18 protein-coding genes are annotated in these 18,161 nt (G+C 70.1%); 10 read left to right on the plus strand and 8 right to left on the minus strand.

Annotated elements, in window-relative coordinates; translation table 11 throughout:
• Position 1: 1 nt before the first annotated feature.
• The gene (locus tag ACTWQN_RS11510) at positions 2-1,489 is read left to right on the plus strand and encodes an aromatic amino acid ammonia-lyase (RefSeq protein WP_443203384.1); all 1,488 of its coding nucleotides are present in this window, start codon (positions 2-4) and stop codon (positions 1,487-1,489) included.
• Between the two features lie 117 nt (positions 1,490-1,606).
• On the opposite strand, the gene ACTWQN_RS11515 is transcribed toward ACTWQN_RS11510, so the two are convergent.
• On the minus strand, positions 1,607-2,491 hold the full coding sequence (locus ACTWQN_RS11515) for an NmrA/HSCARG family protein (RefSeq protein ID WP_443203385.1): 885 nt from the start codon (positions 2,489-2,491) through the stop codon (positions 1,607-1,609).
• Between the two features lie 79 nt (positions 2,492-2,570).
• Here ACTWQN_RS11515 and ACTWQN_RS11520 point away from each other — a divergent pair, with 79 nt between their 5' ends.
• Positions 2,571-3,155 (plus strand): TetR/AcrR family transcriptional regulator, encoded by a 585-nt coding sequence (locus ACTWQN_RS11520; protein WP_443203386.1) that lies wholly within the window; start codon positions 2,571-2,573, stop codon positions 3,153-3,155.
• Between the two features lie 23 nt (positions 3,156-3,178).
• Here the strand turns inward: ACTWQN_RS11520 and ACTWQN_RS11525 are convergent, their stop codons facing one another.
• Positions 3,179-3,709 (minus strand): DinB family protein, encoded by a 531-nt coding sequence (locus ACTWQN_RS11525; RefSeq protein WP_443203387.1) that lies wholly within the window; start codon positions 3,707-3,709, stop codon positions 3,179-3,181.
• Positions 3,710-3,811: 102 nt separating this feature from the next.
• A complete protein-coding gene (locus ACTWQN_RS11530; RefSeq protein WP_443203388.1) occupies positions 3,812-4,402 on the minus strand; it encodes a TetR/AcrR family transcriptional regulator in 591 nt (196 codons plus the stop codon).
• Positions 4,403-4,575: 173 nt separating this feature from the next.
• On the opposite strand from ACTWQN_RS11530, the gene ACTWQN_RS11535 reads away from it, so the two are divergent.
• The 5 genes from ACTWQN_RS11535 to ACTWQN_RS11555 all read left to right on the plus strand — a co-directional run bounded on the left by ACTWQN_RS11535 (position 4,576) and on the right by ACTWQN_RS11555 (position 8,920).
• Positions 4,576-5,523, plus strand: coding sequence for an SDR family NAD(P)-dependent oxidoreductase (locus ACTWQN_RS11535; RefSeq protein ID WP_443203389.1), 948 nt, complete (start codon positions 4,576-4,578; stop codon positions 5,521-5,523).
• Entirely contained in the window at positions 5,520-5,708 is a 189-nt protein-coding gene (locus ACTWQN_RS11540) for a hypothetical protein (RefSeq protein ID WP_443203390.1), read from the plus strand. The genes ACTWQN_RS11535 and ACTWQN_RS11540 overlap by 4 nt, the downstream gene beginning before the upstream one ends.
• 59 nt (positions 5,709-5,767) lie before the next feature.
• Positions 5,768-7,483 carry an NB-ARC domain-containing protein gene (locus ACTWQN_RS11545; RefSeq protein WP_443203391.1) on the plus strand — a complete coding sequence of 572 codons (1,716 nt, stop codon included), beginning with the start codon at positions 5,768-5,770 and terminating at the stop codon, positions 7,481-7,483.
• 156 nt (positions 7,484-7,639) lie between these two features.
• Positions 7,640-7,834 carry a DUF418 domain-containing protein gene (locus tag ACTWQN_RS11550; RefSeq protein WP_443203392.1) on the plus strand — a complete coding sequence of 65 codons (195 nt, stop codon included), beginning with the start codon at positions 7,640-7,642 and terminating at the stop codon, positions 7,832-7,834.
• A 288-nt stretch (positions 7,835-8,122) separates the two neighbouring features.
• Positions 8,123-8,920, plus strand: a complete 798-nt coding sequence (locus ACTWQN_RS11555) for an SAM-dependent methyltransferase (RefSeq protein WP_443203393.1) — start codon at positions 8,123-8,125, stop codon at positions 8,918-8,920.
• A 146-nt stretch (positions 8,921-9,066) separates the two neighbouring features.
• On the opposite strand, the gene ACTWQN_RS11560 is transcribed toward ACTWQN_RS11555, so the two are convergent.
• The 4 genes from ACTWQN_RS11560 to ACTWQN_RS11575 form a co-directional block, all read right to left on the minus strand.
• Positions 9,067-9,486 carry a hypothetical protein gene (locus ACTWQN_RS11560; RefSeq protein ID WP_443203394.1) on the minus strand — a complete coding sequence of 140 codons (420 nt, stop codon included), beginning with the start codon at positions 9,484-9,486 and terminating at the stop codon, positions 9,067-9,069.
• Between the two features lie 120 nt (positions 9,487-9,606).
• Entirely contained in the window at positions 9,607-10,407 is an 801-nt protein-coding gene (locus ACTWQN_RS11565; RefSeq protein ID WP_443203395.1) for an FHA domain-containing protein, read from the minus strand.
• A gap of 93 nt (positions 10,408-10,500) precedes the next feature.
• Entirely contained in the window at positions 10,501-12,288 is a 1,788-nt protein-coding gene (locus ACTWQN_RS11570) for a serine/threonine-protein kinase (RefSeq protein ID WP_443203396.1), read from the minus strand.
• Positions 12,289-12,526: 238 nt separating this feature from the next.
• Positions 12,527-13,444, minus strand: a complete 918-nt coding sequence (locus ACTWQN_RS11575) for an LLM class flavin-dependent oxidoreductase (protein WP_443203397.1) — start codon at positions 13,442-13,444, stop codon at positions 12,527-12,529.
• Between the two features lie 213 nt (positions 13,445-13,657).
• Between ACTWQN_RS11575 and hrpB the strand changes: the two genes are divergently transcribed.
• Complete coding sequence (hrpB, locus tag ACTWQN_RS11580) at positions 13,658-16,099, plus strand: ATP-dependent helicase HrpB (protein ID WP_443203504.1); 2,442 nt, start codon at positions 13,658-13,660, stop codon at positions 16,097-16,099.
• A gap of 68 nt (positions 16,100-16,167) precedes the next feature.
• On the opposite strand, the gene ACTWQN_RS11585 is transcribed toward hrpB, so the two are convergent.
• Entirely contained in the window at positions 16,168-16,929 is a 762-nt protein-coding gene (locus ACTWQN_RS11585; RefSeq protein WP_443203398.1) for a hypothetical protein, read from the minus strand.
• Between the two features lie 62 nt (positions 16,930-16,991).
• On the opposite strand from ACTWQN_RS11585, the gene ACTWQN_RS11590 reads away from it, so the two are divergent.
• Together ACTWQN_RS11590 and ACTWQN_RS11595 are read left to right on the plus strand one after the other, a co-directional pair.
• Entirely contained in the window at positions 16,992-17,570 is a 579-nt protein-coding gene (locus tag ACTWQN_RS11590; RefSeq protein ID WP_443203399.1) for a helix-turn-helix domain-containing protein, read from the plus strand.
• 44 nt (positions 17,571-17,614) lie between these two features.
• On the plus strand, positions 17,615-18,133 hold the full coding sequence (locus ACTWQN_RS11595) for a GNAT family N-acetyltransferase (RefSeq protein WP_443203400.1): 519 nt from the start codon (positions 17,615-17,617) through the stop codon (positions 18,131-18,133).
• Positions 18,134-18,161 lie beyond the last annotated feature (28 nt).

Below are 18,161 nucleotides of genomic sequence, written 5' to 3' on the forward strand. Positions count from 1 at the left end.
CATGACCGTGGTTCAGGGTGCGGCCCCGGTACTGCCCGGCGACTTCGCCGGAGGCGACGTGGTGCTCCTCGACGGAACCCGATTGACCATTGTGGACGTTCAACGGATCGCGGATGGGCACGTCGCGGTCGGTATTTCGCCCACTGGGCTGGATCGGCTCCAGCGCTGCTGGCGGGCGGCCCGGCAGGTGCCGGAGCAAGCGGTGTACGGGCGCACCACAGGTGTGGGCGCCAACCATTCGGAGGCGGTGGTCGGGAACGCGGCGCACGGGATGCGGCTGCTGCGCAGCCACGCCAGCGGGATCGGGAACCCGCTGCCCGAACGGGACGTGCGCGCGATGCTCGCGGTCCGCGTGAACCAGGTGCTGCGCGGCGGTGCCGGTCTGCAACCCGCCATCGCTCAGGCGATGGTGGCCGCGCTCAACGCCGGGGCCTACCCGGAGGTGCACGAGCACGGCGCGGTCGGCACCGGCGATCTCGGACCGCTCGCCGAACTCGGTCTCGCGCTCGCGGGCGAGGGCAGGTGGGCGGGCAGCGGCCCACCACCGAGGCCGGTCGCCGTGGCGGATGGCGACGCCCTCGCCCTGATCAGCAGCAATGCCCTGACCATCGGCCAGGCGGCGCTGGCGGCGGACGCGGTGCGCGGGCTGCTGGACGTGGCGGTCGGGGTCGCCGCGCTGACGCTGCTCGCCGTCGACGGCTCGACCGAGCCGTTCGCACCGGAGGTGCACGACGCGCGCCCGCACACCGGTGCGTCGCGGGTCGCCGCCGAGCTGCTGGCGTTGCTCGGCGGCGAGGTGATTTCCGGCCGCCGCGTGCAGGACCCGTTCGGGCTGCGGTGCCTGCCCCAGGTGCACGGTCCGGCGTTGGAGGCGATGGCCGACGTCGAATCGGTGCTGGCCGTGGAACTCAACGCCGCCAGCGAGAATCCGCTGATCACTACCGAGGCCGCGGTACGCCACCACGGCGGGTTCCACACCGCCCAGCTCGCCCTCGCCCTGGATCGGCTGCGGTTGGCGGTGCTGTCCACCGCGCAACTGTCGGCGGGGCGGCTGTCGATGCTCACCGAACCGGAGCTGACCGGGCTGCGCCCGTTCCTCGCGTCCGGCCCGGCGGGCAGTTCGGGAATCATGCTGCTCGAATACGGCGCCGGTTCCGCCCTCGCCGAGCTGCGGGCCGCCGCGTTCCCGGCAACCCTGGGCCACATCGTGCTGTCCAGAGGGGCCGAGGAGCACGCGAGTTTCAGCTCGCAGGCGGCCAAGCAGTCCCAGCGCGCGGCAGCGGCCTATCGGCTCGTACTGGCCTGCGAACTCGTGGCCGCGGTTCGCGCCCACCGGTTGCGCGGGAGCACGCCGAGTCCAGCGCAACCGGTCCAAGCGATCTACCAGCGGGCCTGTCAGGTGCTCGACCCGGATACCGAGGACCGCCCGTTGTCCGACGACGTCACGGCCGCCGCGGCACTCATCGACGAACTCGCTTCGACCCGCTAGCGGTCCCGGGCGTCGCGCACCCGGTGCTGAGGCTCGTGAGTGGCTTTTCCGGTAAGAACCAGGGTTTTCACTTGCGAGCCCGCATTACCGAGCCCTGATCCGCAATCCGGGCTCGGCCTATTCGTTGGCGGCTGCGATGATCACCGCCTCGATGCGCGCCGCACCGCCGCGTCGCAACCAGTCGGGGAAGGTCAGCAGGTCCGGGTGGATTTCCCGCAGGGCCGGGATGTCGGCGCGCCAGATCCGCTCGGTGGCGAATGCGCGGGCGGCCCGGTCGCTGAGCCCCGAGGCCGCGCCCGGAACCTGCTGGTAGGTGATCTCGCGGCCGATGGCCTGCCCGATCAGCGCGACGGTCTCGGTGGAGCTCAGTTCGTCACCGGCGATTTCGATCGCCCGGCCGATGTGCTCCTCGGGATTGCCGAACGCCAGTGCCGCGAAGGCGCCGATGTCGTCGGCCGCGATCAGCTGCACCGGGACGTCCGGCCCGAACAGGTGCAGGAGCACGCCGTCGCGGATGCCGCCCAGCGGGAGCCCCGGAATCGTGTGGTTCTCCATGAACCGGACCGGGCGCAAGATCGTCGCCGGTAGGTCCAGCTCGTGGATGTGCTGCTCGATCCGCCATTTGCTGCGCCAGTACGGGATGTCGGCGTCGCGATCCGCGCCGCCGACCGAGGCGAAGACGAAGTGCGCGACGCCTGCGGTTCTGGCGGCTTCGGCGAGCCTGCGGCCGCGCTGGACCTCCAGTTCCAGATCCGCGCCATCCGGAGTGACGCCGAAGACGCCGTGCACGCCGACGGCGGCCGCCGCGAGTGAATCGGGGTCGTCCAGATCGCCGACGGTCAATTCGACACCGGCCTCGCTCAGCGCCTGGACGTCGGGTCGGTCGATGGCGCGGACGAGGGCGCGCACCTGCCAGCCGTCAGCCAGCAGGTGTCTGGCGGTCGCACCGCCCTGTCGCCCGGTCGCACCCGTCACGAGGATGGTCTTGGTTGCTTCGTCCACGAGGTCCTCCGAGGGAGTTAACATGAGGGAGCCTCGGGAAATATAATGAGGTGTCCTCGACTTAGCAAGGAGGGTGCTGATGGCCAACGGGCATGCACCGCAGCGGCGGATGCGCGCGGACGCGCGCCGAAACCGCGATCGGCTGCTAGGTGCGACGAGGGAGGCGTTCGCCGAGCACGGCACGGAGGCTTCGCTGGAAGACATCGCACGGCGCGCGGGCGTGGCGATCGGCACGCTCTACAGCCATTTCCCGACCCGCCACGCCCTGTTGGAAGCGCTGCTGCGGGAACAGGTCGAGGCGTTGGCGGAGAAAGCCGGGCAATTGCTGGACCACCCGTCGCCGCTGGAAGCGCTGGTCGCCTGGGCGCACGCGGCGGTGGCCCACACCAACACCTACCGGGGTCTTGCCGCATCGATGATGAGCGGCCTGGGCTATGAGAATTCCGAACTCCACGCAGCCTGCCAGGCGCTCATCCAGGCCGGTGAACGAGTTCTCGCCCGCGCGCAGCAGGCGGGAGCCGTCCGCCCGGACGTCCCGGCCACCGACCTGTTCGCGCTCATCAACGCCGTCGCGTGGGCTGGCGAACAACTACCGCCGGAGCAGGCCGAGCGCCTGGTCGGCTACGCCGTCGACGGCCTTCGCCCGATGCCCGCCCGTGAGTGAAATCCTGTTTCCTACCAGGACGATCAGTCGCGAGTCTCAGCGGCGCGCAGCAGTCGGAGTTGGCCGATCTCGGCGACGTTCTTCATCAGTTCGGAATTCACCCAGCCGATCATGTGGGTCACCGTCATCTCCGGGTCGTTCTGCCACGGAAACGGTGCGGTGGCGTCCAGTTCGGCATCGGTGAGCCGATCCAGCACCGCCAGCCACTCCGCTCGAAGACCGCGCAACCACTCGATGGTCGCCGTGCCGTCGCCGGGCCACCTGATCTCGGTTCGGTCGCGCGGTGTCCGGCCCTGCGCGTGGTCGAGGGTGACGCTCCACCACCAGCCGATGTGCCAGGTGATCCAGCCGATCGTGGGCACCGGGATCGGATCGGGCTCGGACTCCGCCCAATCCGGCACCCACGTCCCGTCCGCATCCTGGTGCACCGTCCAGCAGAGCGCGGCGGGCTCCCACCGGAAGTCCCCGGACCGCAACTGCTCCAAGTGGAGCTCGAACAACGACCAGGTCAGATCGAACTGCCAGCGCAGCAGTTCACCACGAGATGCGGACATGGCCAGATCGTGTCACGCGGTCCTTTTGTTCCGAAAGCGAATTTCGACGCCTCGGCCAGCTGTCCATTGTGGAGGCGGGTTTCGCGGTGCCGGGTCCGCTGGTCAGTGCTCGGGCTCGCCCGTCGCGCGGTAGCGCAGGCCGTCCATCAGCAGGTCGAGCAGGCGGCGGGCTTGGTCGCGTTGCGCCGGTTGACCCGCCGCGAGGGACAGACCGCTGATGCTCACCAGCACGTCGACCGCTTCGATGTCCGGCCGCACGGTTCCGGCCGCGATCCCGGCCCGCAGCAGCGTCCCGATCGCCGCCACCATTCGGTCGCGGCTTTCCGCGTAGGGGTTTCCGCCGGAAGCGATGACCGCGCGCAGCGCATCGGCCATGCCGTGCTTGGTCATCATGTAGTCGACGAAGCGGTCCATCCAGGTCCGGATCGCCTGGTCCGGCGGCATGGCCGCGAGCAGTTCCGGCGCGGCGTCGCACAGCTTCGCCAGTTCGTTGCGGTAGGCGGCCTCGACGAGCGCGTCCCGGGTGGGGAAGTGGCGGTAGAGCGTGCCGATGCCGACGCCCGCGTCCTTGGCGATCGCATCGAGCGTCGCGTCCAAACCGTTCTCGGAGAACCGCCGCACGGCGGCATCGAGCAGCCGGTCGCGGTTGCGCTGGGCGTCGGCGCGCAGCCGTCGGGCTCCGGTGGTCGCCACGGCTCCTCCTCTTCGGTCCGGTCGGCCTCGTGGCCGAATGGCAGGTCTCAAGAGTACGAGCTTGCTAATCGGAGGGTGCTCCGATTATATTGGATCGCGAACGGAGGACCCTCCGTTTCTTCTCGAACCAATGCGGCCCCTGGGGCCGCCACGCAACGCACGACAGGAAGAGCATGACTGCGAACACACCCATCGCCACTCCGTTCGACGTCGACTCGACCGCTGCCGAAGTGATTGCCGGTGTCGATCTCACCGGCAACCGCGTCATAGTCACCGGCGGGGCGTCCGGGATCGGCATCGAGACCGCTCGGGCGCTCGCTTCGGCGGGCGCGGAAACAACGCTGGCCGTCCGGGATCTGGACGCGGGCAAGCGCGCCGCCGAAGACATCATCACGACCACCGGCAACGACAAGGTCTTCACCTCGAAGCTGGATCTCGCCGACCAGGCATCCGTCGCGCTGTTCGTCGCCGGTTGGGACGGCCCGCTGCACATCCTGGTCAACAACGCCGGAGTGATGGCGTCTCCCGAGATGCGCACGCCGGAGGGCTGGGAACTGCAATTCGCCACCAACCACCTCGGCCACTTCGCGCTGACCACCGGACTGCACCGGGCACTGGCCGCGGCGAACGGCGCTCGCGTCGTGTCGGTGAGTTCGAGCGCGCACCTGCGCTCGCCGGTCGTCTTCGACGACATCCACTTCCGGCAGCGCCCGTACGATCCGTGGGCCGCCTACGCGCAGTCCAAGACGGCGAACGTGCTCTTCGCCGTGGCGGCGACGAAGCGGTGGGCCGACGACGGGATCACCGTCAACGCGTTGATGCCCGGTGGAATCCGGACCAACCTCCAGCGCTACGTCGACGACGCGGAACTGGATCGGATGCGCGCGCAGTCCGGCGGTTCGCGTGCGGTCAAGTGGAAGACGCCTGAACAGGGTGCCGCCACGTCCGTTCTGGTCGCGACCTCCGAGCTGCTCGACGCAGTGGGCGGCCGGTACTTCGAGGACTGCAACGAGGCGGAGCCGCACCAGCCGGGAACCCGCCACGGCGTCGCGGAGTACGCACTCGACCCGGAGGCTGCTGCCCGGCTGTGGCAGGTCTCGCACGACACGCTGGCCGGGTGACCCAACGCCCGGTCGCGGAGTCCACCACGAGACGCCGCTCGCCATCCGGCGCCGTGCATGTCATCGCCGTGCGAAGCCGGGCGATTTCGCGCGACACCGCCGTCTTTTCCCCATCGCAAGCGGCGATCTCGCGCGAGATCGCCGCTTCCACCAGCCACAGCGGAACGCCGAACCAGTCCGGGTGAAGGCGCTAAGATCACTCGGAAAGGTCATATCGGGCCTGGTGGATGGGGGTGGGCTGCTCGTGGATGATGAGTCGGGGACTCGCAACGAGCAGAGCGGCACGGTCAACGGTCCGGTCGCGCAGGTGGGCGCCGTGCACGGCGATCTCCACTTCGGCGGCCAGGCCCAGGAGCCGGTGGTGCCGTGGCAGTTGCCACCGGCCGTTGGCTCCTTCGCCGGTCAGGCGGACGAATTGGCCGCGTTGAACGCCATGCTGCGGGATGCCGCCCGCGTGGTGGTGATCTCGGCCGTCGAGGCGGCCCCCGGCATCGGCAAGACCGCGTTGGCGGTGCACTGGGCGAACCAGGTGGCGCAGCAGTTCCCCGACGGCCAGCTGTACGTGAACCTGCGGGGGTCCGAGGCCTCCGGCTGGCCGGTGCGACCGGGCGATGTGCTCCGGGGTTTCCTGGAAGCGCTGGGAGAAACCAAGATCCCGTCGGATGTGGCCGCCCAGGCCGCCCGGTATCGCACGTTGTTGGCGACCAAGCGGGTGCTCGTGGTGCTCGACGACGCCAAGGACGTCGAGCAGGTGCGGCTGCTGCTGCCCGGCGGCTCGACGTCGTTCGTCGTGGTGACCAGCCGCAGCCAGCTCACCGGGCTGATCGCCGAGGGCGCCCGCTCGCTCACCTTGGACGCGCTCAACCCCGGCGAGGCGCGTGAACTGCTCGAACGCCGCCTGGGCGCGGATCGATCGGCGGCCGAGCAGCAGGCGGCGGATGAGCTGGTCGCGTTGTGCGCGGGACTGCCCCACGCGTTGAGCGTGGTGGCGGCGCACGCCGCGGATGTCCCGCTGGCCACGCTGGTCGGGGAGTTGCGGGAGGTGGTCGGCTCGTCGGATGTCGGCAACCTGTCCGCGCGGCTGGCGGCGGTGCTCGCCTGGTCGCACGGGCGATCGCAGCCGCCACCGGTCGAGCGGGACTGGCGGAGCCGGGTCGGCAAGCTGGCTTGGCTGAGCAGTCCCAAGGTGCTCTTCGCGGCGGCGGTGGCGGTCGCGGCGACCCTGTTGGTCGTCTCCACCGACATGATCGTCGCTGCCAGCTTCCTCGGCATCGGGTACTTCGCGCTTCGATCGGCCGTGCTGTTCGCCGGGGTCGTACTGATGGAGCGCACCGGCGGGCTGGGCGTGATCGGTTCGGGGCTGGCCGCCGCGAGCGCGATCCACGTCCTCGTGGTCGCCCTCGGTTCGATCCGCCAGTCGGCGGACGTCTGGGTTTGGCTGGAGTTCTTCGCGGCGAGCATCTTCGCCGTGGTGCTCGCGATGCGGCTGGCGCCGTGGCGCGGTGTGCCTCGCCCGACGCGGATCGTGCCGCCCAGCCGACACCCGCTCGCTTACGTCGTGCTGGGCGCGGCCGCCGTCCAGTTCATCCTGCTGTTCGCCGGTATTCCCGTCGACTACGGCAGCATCACCATCATGGAGGGCATCGGTGCGCTGGGGGCGCTGCTGCCGGTGGTCGCGATCGGAGGTCTGTGCGTCGCCGCCGTGCTGACCGAAGGTGCTGACGAAGCGCAGCGGACCTTCGTCACCTCGGTGGTCGTGGCCTACGTCGCGCCGGAATTGCTGTTCCTGCTCGGTTCGCTGCTGCTCGGTCCGCAGTTCACCTACCTCGGCAGCGGTTTCTGGGGGACCGAGTCGACATCGGCCGCCTGGGTGTTCTTCGTCCTCGCACAAGCGATTTCCGCCGCCGCGCTCATGACGGCGACGACGATGCTGCTGCGCCGCACCGCCGAGTCCTCCTGATCACGACCGCGAGCCGGTGGAGCGGACCGCATCATGATCGTCGGTGCCGCCAGCTGACGGCGCTGCCCGTGATCGGGTCCGCGCGGCCCAGCAACGGTGCTCCTGGCCGAACGGCCGGAAATTGTTGGCCGATCGGTTGATCTTCGAGCGCAGTGATTGGCCTGGCGGATCGGGCTCTACCCGCGGTCCACCGGGTTCGATCGGATGCTGCTGCTGGCCACCGCGATCCTCGTCGTCCAGTGGCTCTTCTCCCGCTGGTGGCTGAAGCGGTTCGGCTACGGTCCCCTGGAGTGGGCTTGGCGATGCGTGACCTGGTGGCAGCGGGTCACGCTGCGCCGCCGACCCGCCTGACCTCGCCGTCTGATGCGACTGGCCCGAGCACTGCCGGACCGGCCGCACCGGCAACCGCTGACGAACCGGGATGGGGCCGTCCGCAGACCTGGATTGCGAAGGTTGGGAGTCCTTCGTCGGTCAAATCCACTGGTGCGGCCCATTTCGGTCAGTACTGCTGGGACCGTGCTGACGCGTGGTGCCCCAGGTACTACGCTGCGGACCGGTCGAACGCCGTTGCGGCCGTGCCCGGGATGCTGTTCGCCCGGCGACCACGGGCTTCGCGACATCACAGGAAGGACCGGTGCCATGGGGACGCCGCAGTCGCTGCCCGAGCGCGTGGACGTGACCGTGCCGAGCGTGGCTCGGATCTACGACTACCTGCTCGGCGGGGCGCAGAACTTCGCGGTGGATCGGGAGTTCGCCGAACGCCTGATGACCGCGCATCCCTACACCCGCCCGATGGCCAGGCTGAACCGGACCTTCCTGCGGGAAGCGGTGCGGCTCATGGTCGGCAGCGGAATCCGGCAGTTCCTGGATCTGGGCTCGGGAATTCCGACCGCTGGCAACGTTCACGAGGTGGCGCACGAAGCGGACGCCGACACCCGCGTGGTCTACGTCGACTACGAGGAAGTGGCGGTGGCGCACACCGAGATGCTGCTCGCCGACAACGACCGCGCGACGATGGTGCACGCCGACGCCTGCGACGTGGACCGGGTGCTCGACGCGCCGCAAACGAAGCGCCTGCTGGATTTCTCCCAACCCGTCGGCCTGCTCGCGGTCACGTTGTTCCACTACGTCTCCCCGGAAAAGGATCCGTTCCAGGTGATGCGGCGCTACCGCGACATCCTGGCGCCGAGCAGCTTCCTGGCGATGACGCACCTGACGCTGGACACCGCCACGCAGAACATCGCCGAGCTCATGCAGCAGACCCAGAACAACGTCTTCCCGCGTGCCGAGGCCGAAATCATCGAGCTGTTCGGCGATTTCACCGTCTTCGAACCGGGACTGGTCCCGATCCCGTCCTGGTTGCACGCGAGGAACGTCGACGCGGAGGACAACCCGGAAGCTGGCCGACTGCTCGCCGCCGTCGCACGCAAACCGTAGCGCCCGCCGCGGCATCGAGACCTGCTGTCGCGTCGCGATTGGCGATGATTCGTCCCGGTCAGCGGGCTTCGTCGCGCGGTGCGGCCACATTCAGCGAGCTGGCAGGCCCAGCTGGCAGGCCCAGCTGGCAGGTCCAGCTGGCGGGTTCAGTGCAGCCGAGTCTGCGGCTCGGCGAACCACGCCCGCACGTCCTGCCGGAGCAGCGCCTGGATCACCAGCACGCCGAACACCACGCGAAGCGCCGCCAGCGGGTTCATGGCGAACACCAGGGTCACCAGCCCGTCGATCGTCGTGATCGCCTCGATGACGATGACGGTGACGCGGATCCAGGGCTGGCGGCTGGGCAGCATGATGGCGCAGAACAGCAGCGCGGCGGCCGCCACGATCGAGAGCACCATGAAGACGCCGATCACGGTGTTGCCGCCCTCGAAGGCGCTGTCGTCCGACAGCATCAGCAGCAGGACGAACACCGCGGCCACCAGGCCGAGCACGGCCTGCACGAACATCACGATCCGGATGGGCTTGACGATCTTCGGTGCCAGTTCTGCGGGCTGCGGGGAGGTCATCGGTAACTCCTTGGCATTGGGAACCTTCCGCGTACTTGTGTACCGCTGCCAGCCGGGACCCCTCCCGGCGCGGAGTTCGCGGAACACGCGCTCGAAGCCATCCAAACGCTGGTGTGCTGATCAGTCGTCGAGTTGGTCGAGCAGGCGCAGATCCGGTGGCACTAGGGTGGTGCTGGTCATCAGTTCGCGAATCAGGTTGTGGTTCAAGCTGTTTCCGACCGGCTCGCCGACTTCGTCCCGGGTGAGTCCCGCCACGCCGTCCTTGGACAGCCGGGTGCGGACCGCGACGACGTTGTGCTCGACGCGTTTGGCCGTCCACCCGGCCGCCGGTTGCAGTTCGGCGAGTTGCAGGGCCGTCTGCCGCCAGGACAGCGGCTGCGGGTGCGCCTCGTGGAGCAGGTACCGCTGGCCCAGCACGACCAGGGTCAGCTTTTCGGCGGGGGAGAGCTTCCACGTCCTCGGCGGCTGGGTGGGATCGTTGTGCTGCGATGTCGGCTGTTGCCCGTCCAGTCCCGTCACGTACAGCTCAAGAAGGTGTTCGCGGTCGTTGGATCCGCGCACGAACAGCGGCGTGTAACCCTCGGTGATCGGAATCGGTTCGTCGTCGGTGAACAGCAGCCGGGAGTCGGGTAGCCGGATCGGCAGCCGCCCGGTGTTGTTGACCCACCACATGTTCTCGTGGCAGGTCAGCAAACCGTGGTGGCGGCTGACCCGCCGGTCGCTCTCGCCGATGCAGACGTGCACGTCCGGCCGGTTGCGCCCGAACAGGATCGTGCGCCCCTCGCGCGGCCGGACCGTGATACCACCCGCGATCGCCAGCGCGTAGATCGTGCCCGGCGTGGACGTCGGCACGCCGAATGCCAGGCTGCCGTGCCCGGCCGAGAGCGGACTACCCCCAGCCACCTTGAGATTCTCGCTCACAGCCACCTCCGAAGACGTCAGATGTCGGTCTCGTCGCAGGATGTCAGGAAGACCTGGGAGCCCTCCCGAATCGGATCGGCACCACGCCTCGGGTCATGGTCGCGGCAGCGCGGCGGCGGCAGGCTCGGCGAGACTGGTGGCCAGCCCGCAGAGCTGGTCGGGCGGCTGCGCACCCATGACCACGACGAGCAGCAGTTCGTCCATCGGCTCCGCGTCCTCGCCCGCGTACTTCCGGTGGACGACGCTGACCTCGCACGTATCGTCTCCGTAGCCTTCGGGCTCGACGAACGCGTCGCGGCCGGCGAGCTGGACGGGGCGCCCGTCGTGGGCGTTCAGCGACTCGTTCCGGTCGAAGCGGACGAGCAGCGTCAGCGGGCTGGTGGTGCTGTTCCACCGGCATTCCCAGCCGCCGAAGCCGATTTCCGGATGGATGGCGTCGACACCGGGAAACCGGGCCAGCGCGTTGGCGTCGAGCAGTGCGCAGGCGTCGGCGTTGATCAGCGACGCGGGCTCCGGCGTGGGGCGGCGCGGCAGCTGGCCTCGGGAAAGCACTTCCACCGCGCTGGTGACGGCCGCGTCGGCCATGGCGCAGAAATCGGCCTGGCCTTCGCCGTTCTGCTCGGCGCTGATCGGGATGCGGTAGCGGTCGGGCAGCAGCAGCATCCGCTCGCATCCCTCGCTGTCCCCGGGCTCCCGCACGATGCTGAGTTCACCCACCTTCTCGATCGGTAGCGGCGGGCCTCCGGAGGTCCCCTTTTCGAGCTGCACCTGGACGTCCACTTCGCTGTCCCCGGACTGCACGATGACGTCGCACCGGTTGAAGTTGCCGTAGTCGGTGTCCACGTCGGTGTCGCCGAACCGCGCGAGCGGGGCCGGGTCGATCAACGCGCAGGGATCGGCCGTGCGGGGATCGCCGATGGTCGGCGACGGGCCGGACCGCGCGGTGTCGTCGGCGGAACTGGACGTCAGGTCGAACACCAGCCACGCGCCGATCGCCAGCACGGCCACGACCGCCACGGATGCCGTCGCCATGCCGAAGCGGCGGCGTCGCGGCACCGGGGGCGGGTCGGTATCGGCGGCCGTGCGGTCGGCGATGCTTTCGAGGATCCGCTTTGCTTCTGCCGCTGTTGGTCGCTTCGCCGGGTCGACCCGCAGCATCGCCGACAGCGCGGGAGCCAGCGCCCCGGCGCGGCTCGGCGCGCAAATGTCACCCGCCGCCGCGCGGCGCAGCAGCACCAGGGGGTTGTCGGAGGGGCCGAACGGCGAGACGCCCTCCACCGCAGCGAACAGCGTGGCGCCCAGCGAGAAGACGTCCGAGGCCGGGATGGGTTCGTCGCCGCCTGCCACCTCCGGTGCGACGTAACCGGGAGTTCCGGTGAGCAGGGCGGAGTCGGTCAGCGTCACGTCGGCGTGCACGACGCGCGAGATCCCGAAATCACCCAGCTTGGCGCGATCGTCGCCGGTGATCAGCACGTTGCTCGGCTTGATGTCGCGGTGCACGATGCCCATGGCGTGCACCGCCTCCAGCGCGCTGGCCAGCTGTGCTCCGAGCCGGGCCACGCGGCTCGGCGGCAGCGTGCCGTGCGCGGCCAAGTCGGGCGCCGGGACGTACTCCATGACCAGCCACCACTCGGCGCCGTCGGCCACCGCGTCGAACAGCGTCACCACGTTGGGGTGGTTCACCTGCGCCAACGTCTTGGCCTCGCGCCGCAGGCGGCTGATCCGCTCGGCACCGTTCTCGCTGTCCCGCGACAAGGCGTGCTTGATCGCTACCGGCCGGTCCAGTTCCTCGTCGATGGCGCGCCAGACAATTCCGTTGCCGCCGGAACCGATCTGCTCGACCAACCGATATCGGCCGATGACCAATTGACCGGTGTGCACCGCTCCTCCGATCGCCACGGGCCACGGCCCAATCTCGCGGCAAGATGGCCCAGTCTCGCGGCAAGACGGACCAACTTTATTGCACCGAAGCGGCCCACCGGGACCGGTCCCGATCGAAAGTCGGCACGGAATCCCAATACTGGAGCAATCGTGCGTCGCCCTGCGTTTCGCCGATTCCGGCAGTCGCCGCTGGGCGGTCGGCGGCGCCGTGGTGCCCCGCCTCCGACGTCGACGGAGATCAGCGGAAGTGCGGCATGACCTCGGTCGCGAGGCGTTCCAGCTGCTCGGCGTGGTCGAACAGGTGGGTGCAGAGGATGCGTTGCGCACCGGCGGCTTCGACCTCGCGGAGTTCTCGCACGCAGTCCTCCGGTGTTCCGGCGACCGCGGCGGCCTCGATGGTCTCCGAGCGGTGGCCGTAAATCCGCGTCAGGGCGGCGTTGATCCGTTCCCGGCCCCGCGCGGGGTCGTCGTCCACCGCGATGTAGACGCGCTTGGCGATGGGGAATTCGGCTGCGTCCCGCTCGTGCTCGGCCAGCGTGGCGTACACCGCCTGGACCTGCTCGGCGAACTGGGCGGTGGTGGTTGATCCGGCGCCGAAGAAGCCGTTGCCGTGCCGGACCGCGCGGCGCAGCGCCGCCGGGCTGCTGCCACCGAACCAGATCGGTGGATGCGGTTTCTGGAACGGCTTGGGCTCCATGGCCGCGTCGTCGAGCTGCCAGAACCGGCCGTCGAAGGTGACCCGCGGCTGCGTCCACAGCGCCTTCATCAGCTCCAGGCCTTCGGTGAACTGGCCGACGAAGCGCGCCGAGTCGACGCCGAACGCCGCGAACATCCGGCCCCGCCCGCCGGTACCGACGCCGACTTCGAGACGACCCCGGGACAGCTGGTCCAGCGTGCTCAGGCTCTTCGCCAGGTGCACCGGGTTGTGCAGGGTCGTCACGAACACCGCGCAACCCAGCCGCAGCCGCTCGGTTCGGGCCGCGGCGAAGGTCATCGTCTCGATCGGACTCAGCAGCGGCATCGCGGCCAGCACGTTCTCCTGGGTCCACGCGCTGTCGAAGCCGAGCGCCTCGACGCGCTCCAGGTAGGCGCCGAAGGTGGCCGCGTCGAATTCGCCGTCGGCGTAGAACTGCGGGATCGAGATCATGAACTCCATGCCCCGATCGTAATCCCGCGTCTCCCCGGTCGCCCGCCGCCGGACTGCCGCACCGGATGGATTTGCTTGCTGCGCAACGACAATTCGCGCACTCCCGGCGCGTTGCCGGGTACCCGATCAGGACGATCCGCACCGGTGCACGACTGGAAGGCGCCGGGCACCTCCGCCGCGACCAACGGCATGCGCATCGCGGAGTGGCAGGATGGCGGCGTTATGTTCGAATTCCCCGACCTTCCGGTGCGCGCCGTGCTCGACGACGTCACCGGTGCGCTGGCGCGACGCGGTACGGCGGTGTTGGTGGCCCCGCCGGGCACCGGCAAGACGACGCTGGTCCCGTTGGCGCTTGCCGAGCAGGGGCTGTGCGTCGTGGTGGCCGAGCCGCGCAGGCTGGCCACCCGCGCTGCGGCCGAACGCATGGCGAGCCTGCTGGGCGAGAACGTCGGGCAGCGCGTGGGGTACTCGGTGCGCGGCGAGCGCCGCCGCGGCCCCGACACCGTCGTCGAGGTGGTGACCTCCGGCCTGCTGGTGCGGCGTCTGCAGTCCGACCCGGAGCTGACCGGGATCGACGTGGTGGTGCTCGACGAGTGCCACGAACGGCACCTCGACGCGGATCTGCTGCTGGCGCTGCTGCTGGACGCCCGGGAAGGCCTGCGCCCGGACCTGCGGATCCTGGCGACCTCGGCCACGGTGGCGGCCGGTCGCGCCGCGGAACTGCGCGGTGGCGCGCCGGTGCTGGAGGCGAAGGTGAGAACTCATCCGGTGCGCACCGCTTACCTGCCAACGCGTCGGGGCGAGCGGATCGAGTCGTGCGTGGCGCGTGCCGTGCGCACCGCCCTGGCCGAGCAGGACGGCGACGTGCTGGCATTCCTGCCCGGTGTCGCCGAGATCCGCCGCACTTCGGCGCAGTTGTCCGATTCATCCGATGTGGATGTGGTTTCGCTGCACGGCAGACTCACCCATGCGCAGCAGGATTCGGCGCTGCGCGTGGGGAATCGTCGCCGGGTCGTGCTGGCGACAGCGGTGGCCGAATCGAGCCTGACCGTGCCGGGCGTGCGTGCCGTCGTCGATTCGGGACTGTCGCGGGTGTCGCGTGTGGACAACCGTCGTGGTCTGTCCGGGCTGGCAACGGTGCGGGTGTCCGCCGCGGTCGCCGACCAGCGGGCGGGGCGCGCCGGGCGGCAGGGACCGGGTGCGGTCTACCGCTGCTGGCCCGAGCACGAGCACAGCACGCTGCCCGCCTACCCGGAACCGGAGATCCGGACCGCGGAGCTGACCCGGCTCGCCCTGGAACTGGCGTGCTGGGGAACACCGGACGGGTCGGCGCTGACGTGGTGGGACGAGCCGCCCGCCGGAGCGCTGGCGGCTGGCCGGGAGGTGCTGCGCGGCCTCGGCGCGCTGGACTCCTCGGGTGCGGTGACCGACCGGGGCCGCCGGATGGCCGGTCTCGGTCTGCACCCGAGGCTGGCTCGCGCCCTGCTGGACGGTGGCGAGTCGGCGGGCACGGACATCACGACCGAGGTCGTCGCACTTCTCGACGACGACACCCTGACCACCGAAGGCGATGTGACCGCCGCGCTCGCCCAGCTGCGCCGGGGTGCGCCGGGCAGCCAGCGGTGGCAACGCGAGGTCCGCAGGCTGCGGGCGTTGGTGCCGCCGCACGCCGGGACGGCGGCACGGGGTGATGCGGCACGGGGTGATGCGGCACTGGTCGTCGCGCTGGCGCACCCGGAGCGCCTGGCGCGACGTCGCGGCGCGGATTCGACGGTGTACCTGATGGCGTCCGGGACAGCGGTTGAGTTGCCCGCGAACTCCGGACTGCGCGACTCGGAGTGGCTGGCGGTCGCCGTCGCCGACCGTGCGCCGGGCAACTCCCACGGCACGATCCGCCTGGCCGCGTCGGCCGACGAGGTGCTGGCCCGGCGCGCGGCACCCGCGCTGCTGACCACCGCCGACGAGGTCAGCTGGGGCGACGGCGAGGTGCGGGCCAGCCGCGCCGAACGGCTCGGCTCGATCGTCCTGAGCAGGCGGCGGATTTCCGACCCGGACCCCGCCGAGATCAGGCTCGCGGTGCTGGACGGTCTTCGCGCGGAAGGGCTGGAACTGCTGCACTGGACCGACGAAGCGCGGCGGCTGCGGCAACGGCTGGGATTCCTGCACGCCACGCTCGGCGATCCCTGGCCACCCACCGACGAAGAATCCCTCCTGTCCGCGGCGGATCGATGGTTGGAGCCGGAGCTGTCCAAGGCGAAGCGGCGGGCGGATCTGCGGATTCCGGCGAACATCGCGTTGCGGCGGCTGATCCACTGGTCGGTGGCCGGTCGGCTGGACGAGCTCGCGCCGGAGCGGATCGAAGTTCCCTCGGGCTCCCGCATCAAGGTGGACTACCAGGGCGAGCAGCCGGTCCTACCGGTGAAGCTCCAGGAGGTCTTCGGCTGGCACGACGTGCCGCGCATCGCCGATGGGCGGGTCCCGGTGGTGCTGCACCTGCTCTCGCCCGCCGGGCGTCCGGCGGCGGTCACCGCGGATCTCGATTCGTTCTGGCGCAACGGATACCAGCAGGTGCGCGCGGAACTTCGCGGTCGCTACCCGAAGCACCCCTGGCCGGAGGACCCGGCCACCGCGACACCCACCCGCCGCACCGCGAAGCGGCGCTGAACCCATCTCTGAGTGCCTGTTTTTGAAGTGGTCGTGTCGGGCCGTCCACCTCGGGTGAGGTGGGCGATTTAGCGCGAAATCGCCGTCTCCCATGCGGGGCGGGTGGCGTTTTCGCGCGAAATCGCCAGGTCTGCTACCCGCGCCGCCACGCAGACCAATCCGCGCACTCCCTCATCGGAAGAATCGGTTACGGCTCCACGACGGTCGCGTGCAGCGGAGCGCCGTTCTGGTCCAGCGAGATGACCGCGACCGGGCCGTTCGGGAAACCGGACGGGCGGTGGCGAGGAGCTGCCGCCATCGGCCCGGTGGGGCACCCCGATCGTGGCGGGGCGGCCGGGTTGGACCACCGCGAGGGTCTCTTCGAGACCGCCACCGGCAACCTTGAACACGACGTGCATGATCTCCGCCGGGGCGCCGCCCCAGTCGGCGAGGCTGCCCGTCGTGGCGTTGAGCGCGATCGGTCCACCCAAGGGGCCTACCAGGAGATCCGATTCCTGCCCCGGATCTCGTCGAGCGCACGCCAAACCGCTGATCAGCGACGTCAGATTCCGGATGGCCCGGTCGCCGGAGTGAGTGCGCATCGGCTCGGCACCCCAGGGGAGCAGCAGCTGATCCCCGATGGTGATGATCGGTTGTTCGCACGACCCCGTGGTGCCGTAGGGGGCGGTGCGCGGGAGCACCGCCACACCGTCGGCCCGCGCCTGGACCGTCAGCGATTCGGGTGCGCGGAGCGACAGCAGGTCGATCGTCGACAGGTCGGCGCGCAGCAGCACCCCGACGTCGGCGACGTTGATCCCCGGATCAGCGGGTTGGAACCGGTAATCGCTCACGAGCCGCAGTGCCACGCGCGCCGTTAACCTGCGCGTTTCATATGTGGGATAGGATCTCGAATATGAGATCAACGGGAGAGGTGGAGTCCGAGGGCGTGGAGGCCCGGTTGGCGGGTCGGCTCGCCGAGCTGCGCGTGGCGCGCGGCTGGTCGTTGGACGAGCTGGCGCGGCGCACCGGTATCAGCCGCTCGACGTTGTCGCGGCTGGAGCGGGCCGAGATAAGCCCGACCGCGACGTTGCTGAACAGGTTGTGCGCGGCCTACGAGCGCACGATGTCGCGGCTGCTGGCCGAGGTGGAGTCGGAGCCGCCGCAACTGGTCGGGGCCGCCCAGCAGGCGGTGTGGCACGACGAATCCTCGGGTTTCACCCGGCGGTCGGTGTCCCCGCCGCATCCCGGACTGCGTGGCGAGGTCGTCGAGGGCGTCCTGCGGCCGGGCGCGGACATCTCCTACGACGGACCGGCCGTACCGGGCCTTGAGCAGCACATCTGGGTGTTGGACGGCGTCCTGGAGGTCACTGCGGGCGGCGTGCACCGGGTCTCGGCGGGGGATTGCCTGCGCTTCCGGCTGTGGGGTCGTTCGCGGTTCCGCAACCCGGGTCCCGATCCGGTCCGCTACGCGCTGGTCGTCGTCCTGCCGTGAGCGGCCCGATTCCCGTCACCCCGCGCGGTACGAAGGAGCGCCAGTTGCACAACATCACCCGCCTGTCCGCAGCCGACTTCCGCGACAGCGTGAAGGGCTTGGCCGACGTCCTGGTCTCCGCCGTCGCCGACGGCTTCTCGCTGGGTTTCCTGGCCCCGTTCGACCAGGATGCGGCGACGGCTTGGTGGCGCGGCCTGCAGCCCGCCGTGGCCGACGGCAGCGTCACCGTCTGGGTCGCCCACGGCTTCGACGGCATCACCGGCACCATCAGCCTGGCCCTGGAACACACGCCCAACGGCAGGCACCGGGCCAAGATCGCCAAGCTGATGGTGCACCGCGACGCCCGCGGCCGGGGCTTGGGCCGCGCGCTCCTCGCCACCGCCGAACAGGCCGCCGCCCGAGCCGGGGCCACCCTCCTGATGCTGGACACCACGACCGGCAGTGCCGCGGAGCGGCTCTACCACTCCGCTGGCTGGACGCGGTACGGCATCGTCCCCGACTACGCGGCCGACCCGACCGGCTCCCTCGAAGACTGCAGCTTCTTCTACAAGCACCTCAGCTGAGCGTGCCCAACGCTGGACACCGCGGCCC

This window comes from Saccharopolyspora antiqui (genome assembly GCF_052246905.1).
GTDB lineage: Bacteria > Actinomycetota > Actinomycetes > Mycobacteriales > Pseudonocardiaceae > Saccharopolyspora.

What these genes read in the sequence shown, in the direction of transcription:
- ACTWQN_RS11520 (WP_443203386.1), top strand. Translation starts at nt 2,571, where the DNA reads ATGGCCAACGGGCATGCACCGCAGCGGCGGATGCGCGCGGACGCGCGC.
- ACTWQN_RS11590 (WP_443203399.1), top strand. Translation starts at nt 16,992, where the DNA reads ATGAGATCAACGGGAGAGGTGGAGTCCGAGGGCGTGGAGGCCCGGTTG.
- ACTWQN_RS11575 (WP_443203397.1), bottom strand. Translation starts at nt 13,444, where the DNA reads ATGGAGTTCATGATCTCGATCCCGCAGTTCTACGCCGACGGCGAATTC.
- ACTWQN_RS11525 (WP_443203387.1), bottom strand. Translation starts at nt 3,709, where the DNA reads ATGTCCGCATCTCGTGGTGAACTGCTGCGCTGGCAGTTCGATCTGACC.
- ACTWQN_RS11510 (WP_443203384.1), top strand. Translation starts at nt 2, where the DNA reads ATGACCGTGGTTCAGGGTGCGGCCCCGGTACTGCCCGGCGACTTCGCC.
- ACTWQN_RS11560 (WP_443203394.1), bottom strand. Translation starts at nt 9,486, where the DNA reads ATGACCTCCCCGCAGCCCGCAGAACTGGCACCGAAGATCGTCAAGCCC.
- hrpB (WP_443203504.1), top strand. Translation starts at nt 13,658, where the DNA reads ATGTTCGAATTCCCCGACCTTCCGGTGCGCGCCGTGCTCGACGACGTC.
- ACTWQN_RS11555 (WP_443203393.1), top strand. Translation starts at nt 8,123, where the DNA reads ATGGGGACGCCGCAGTCGCTGCCCGAGCGCGTGGACGTGACCGTGCCG.
- ACTWQN_RS11535 (WP_443203389.1), top strand. Translation starts at nt 4,576, where the DNA reads ATGACTGCGAACACACCCATCGCCACTCCGTTCGACGTCGACTCGACC.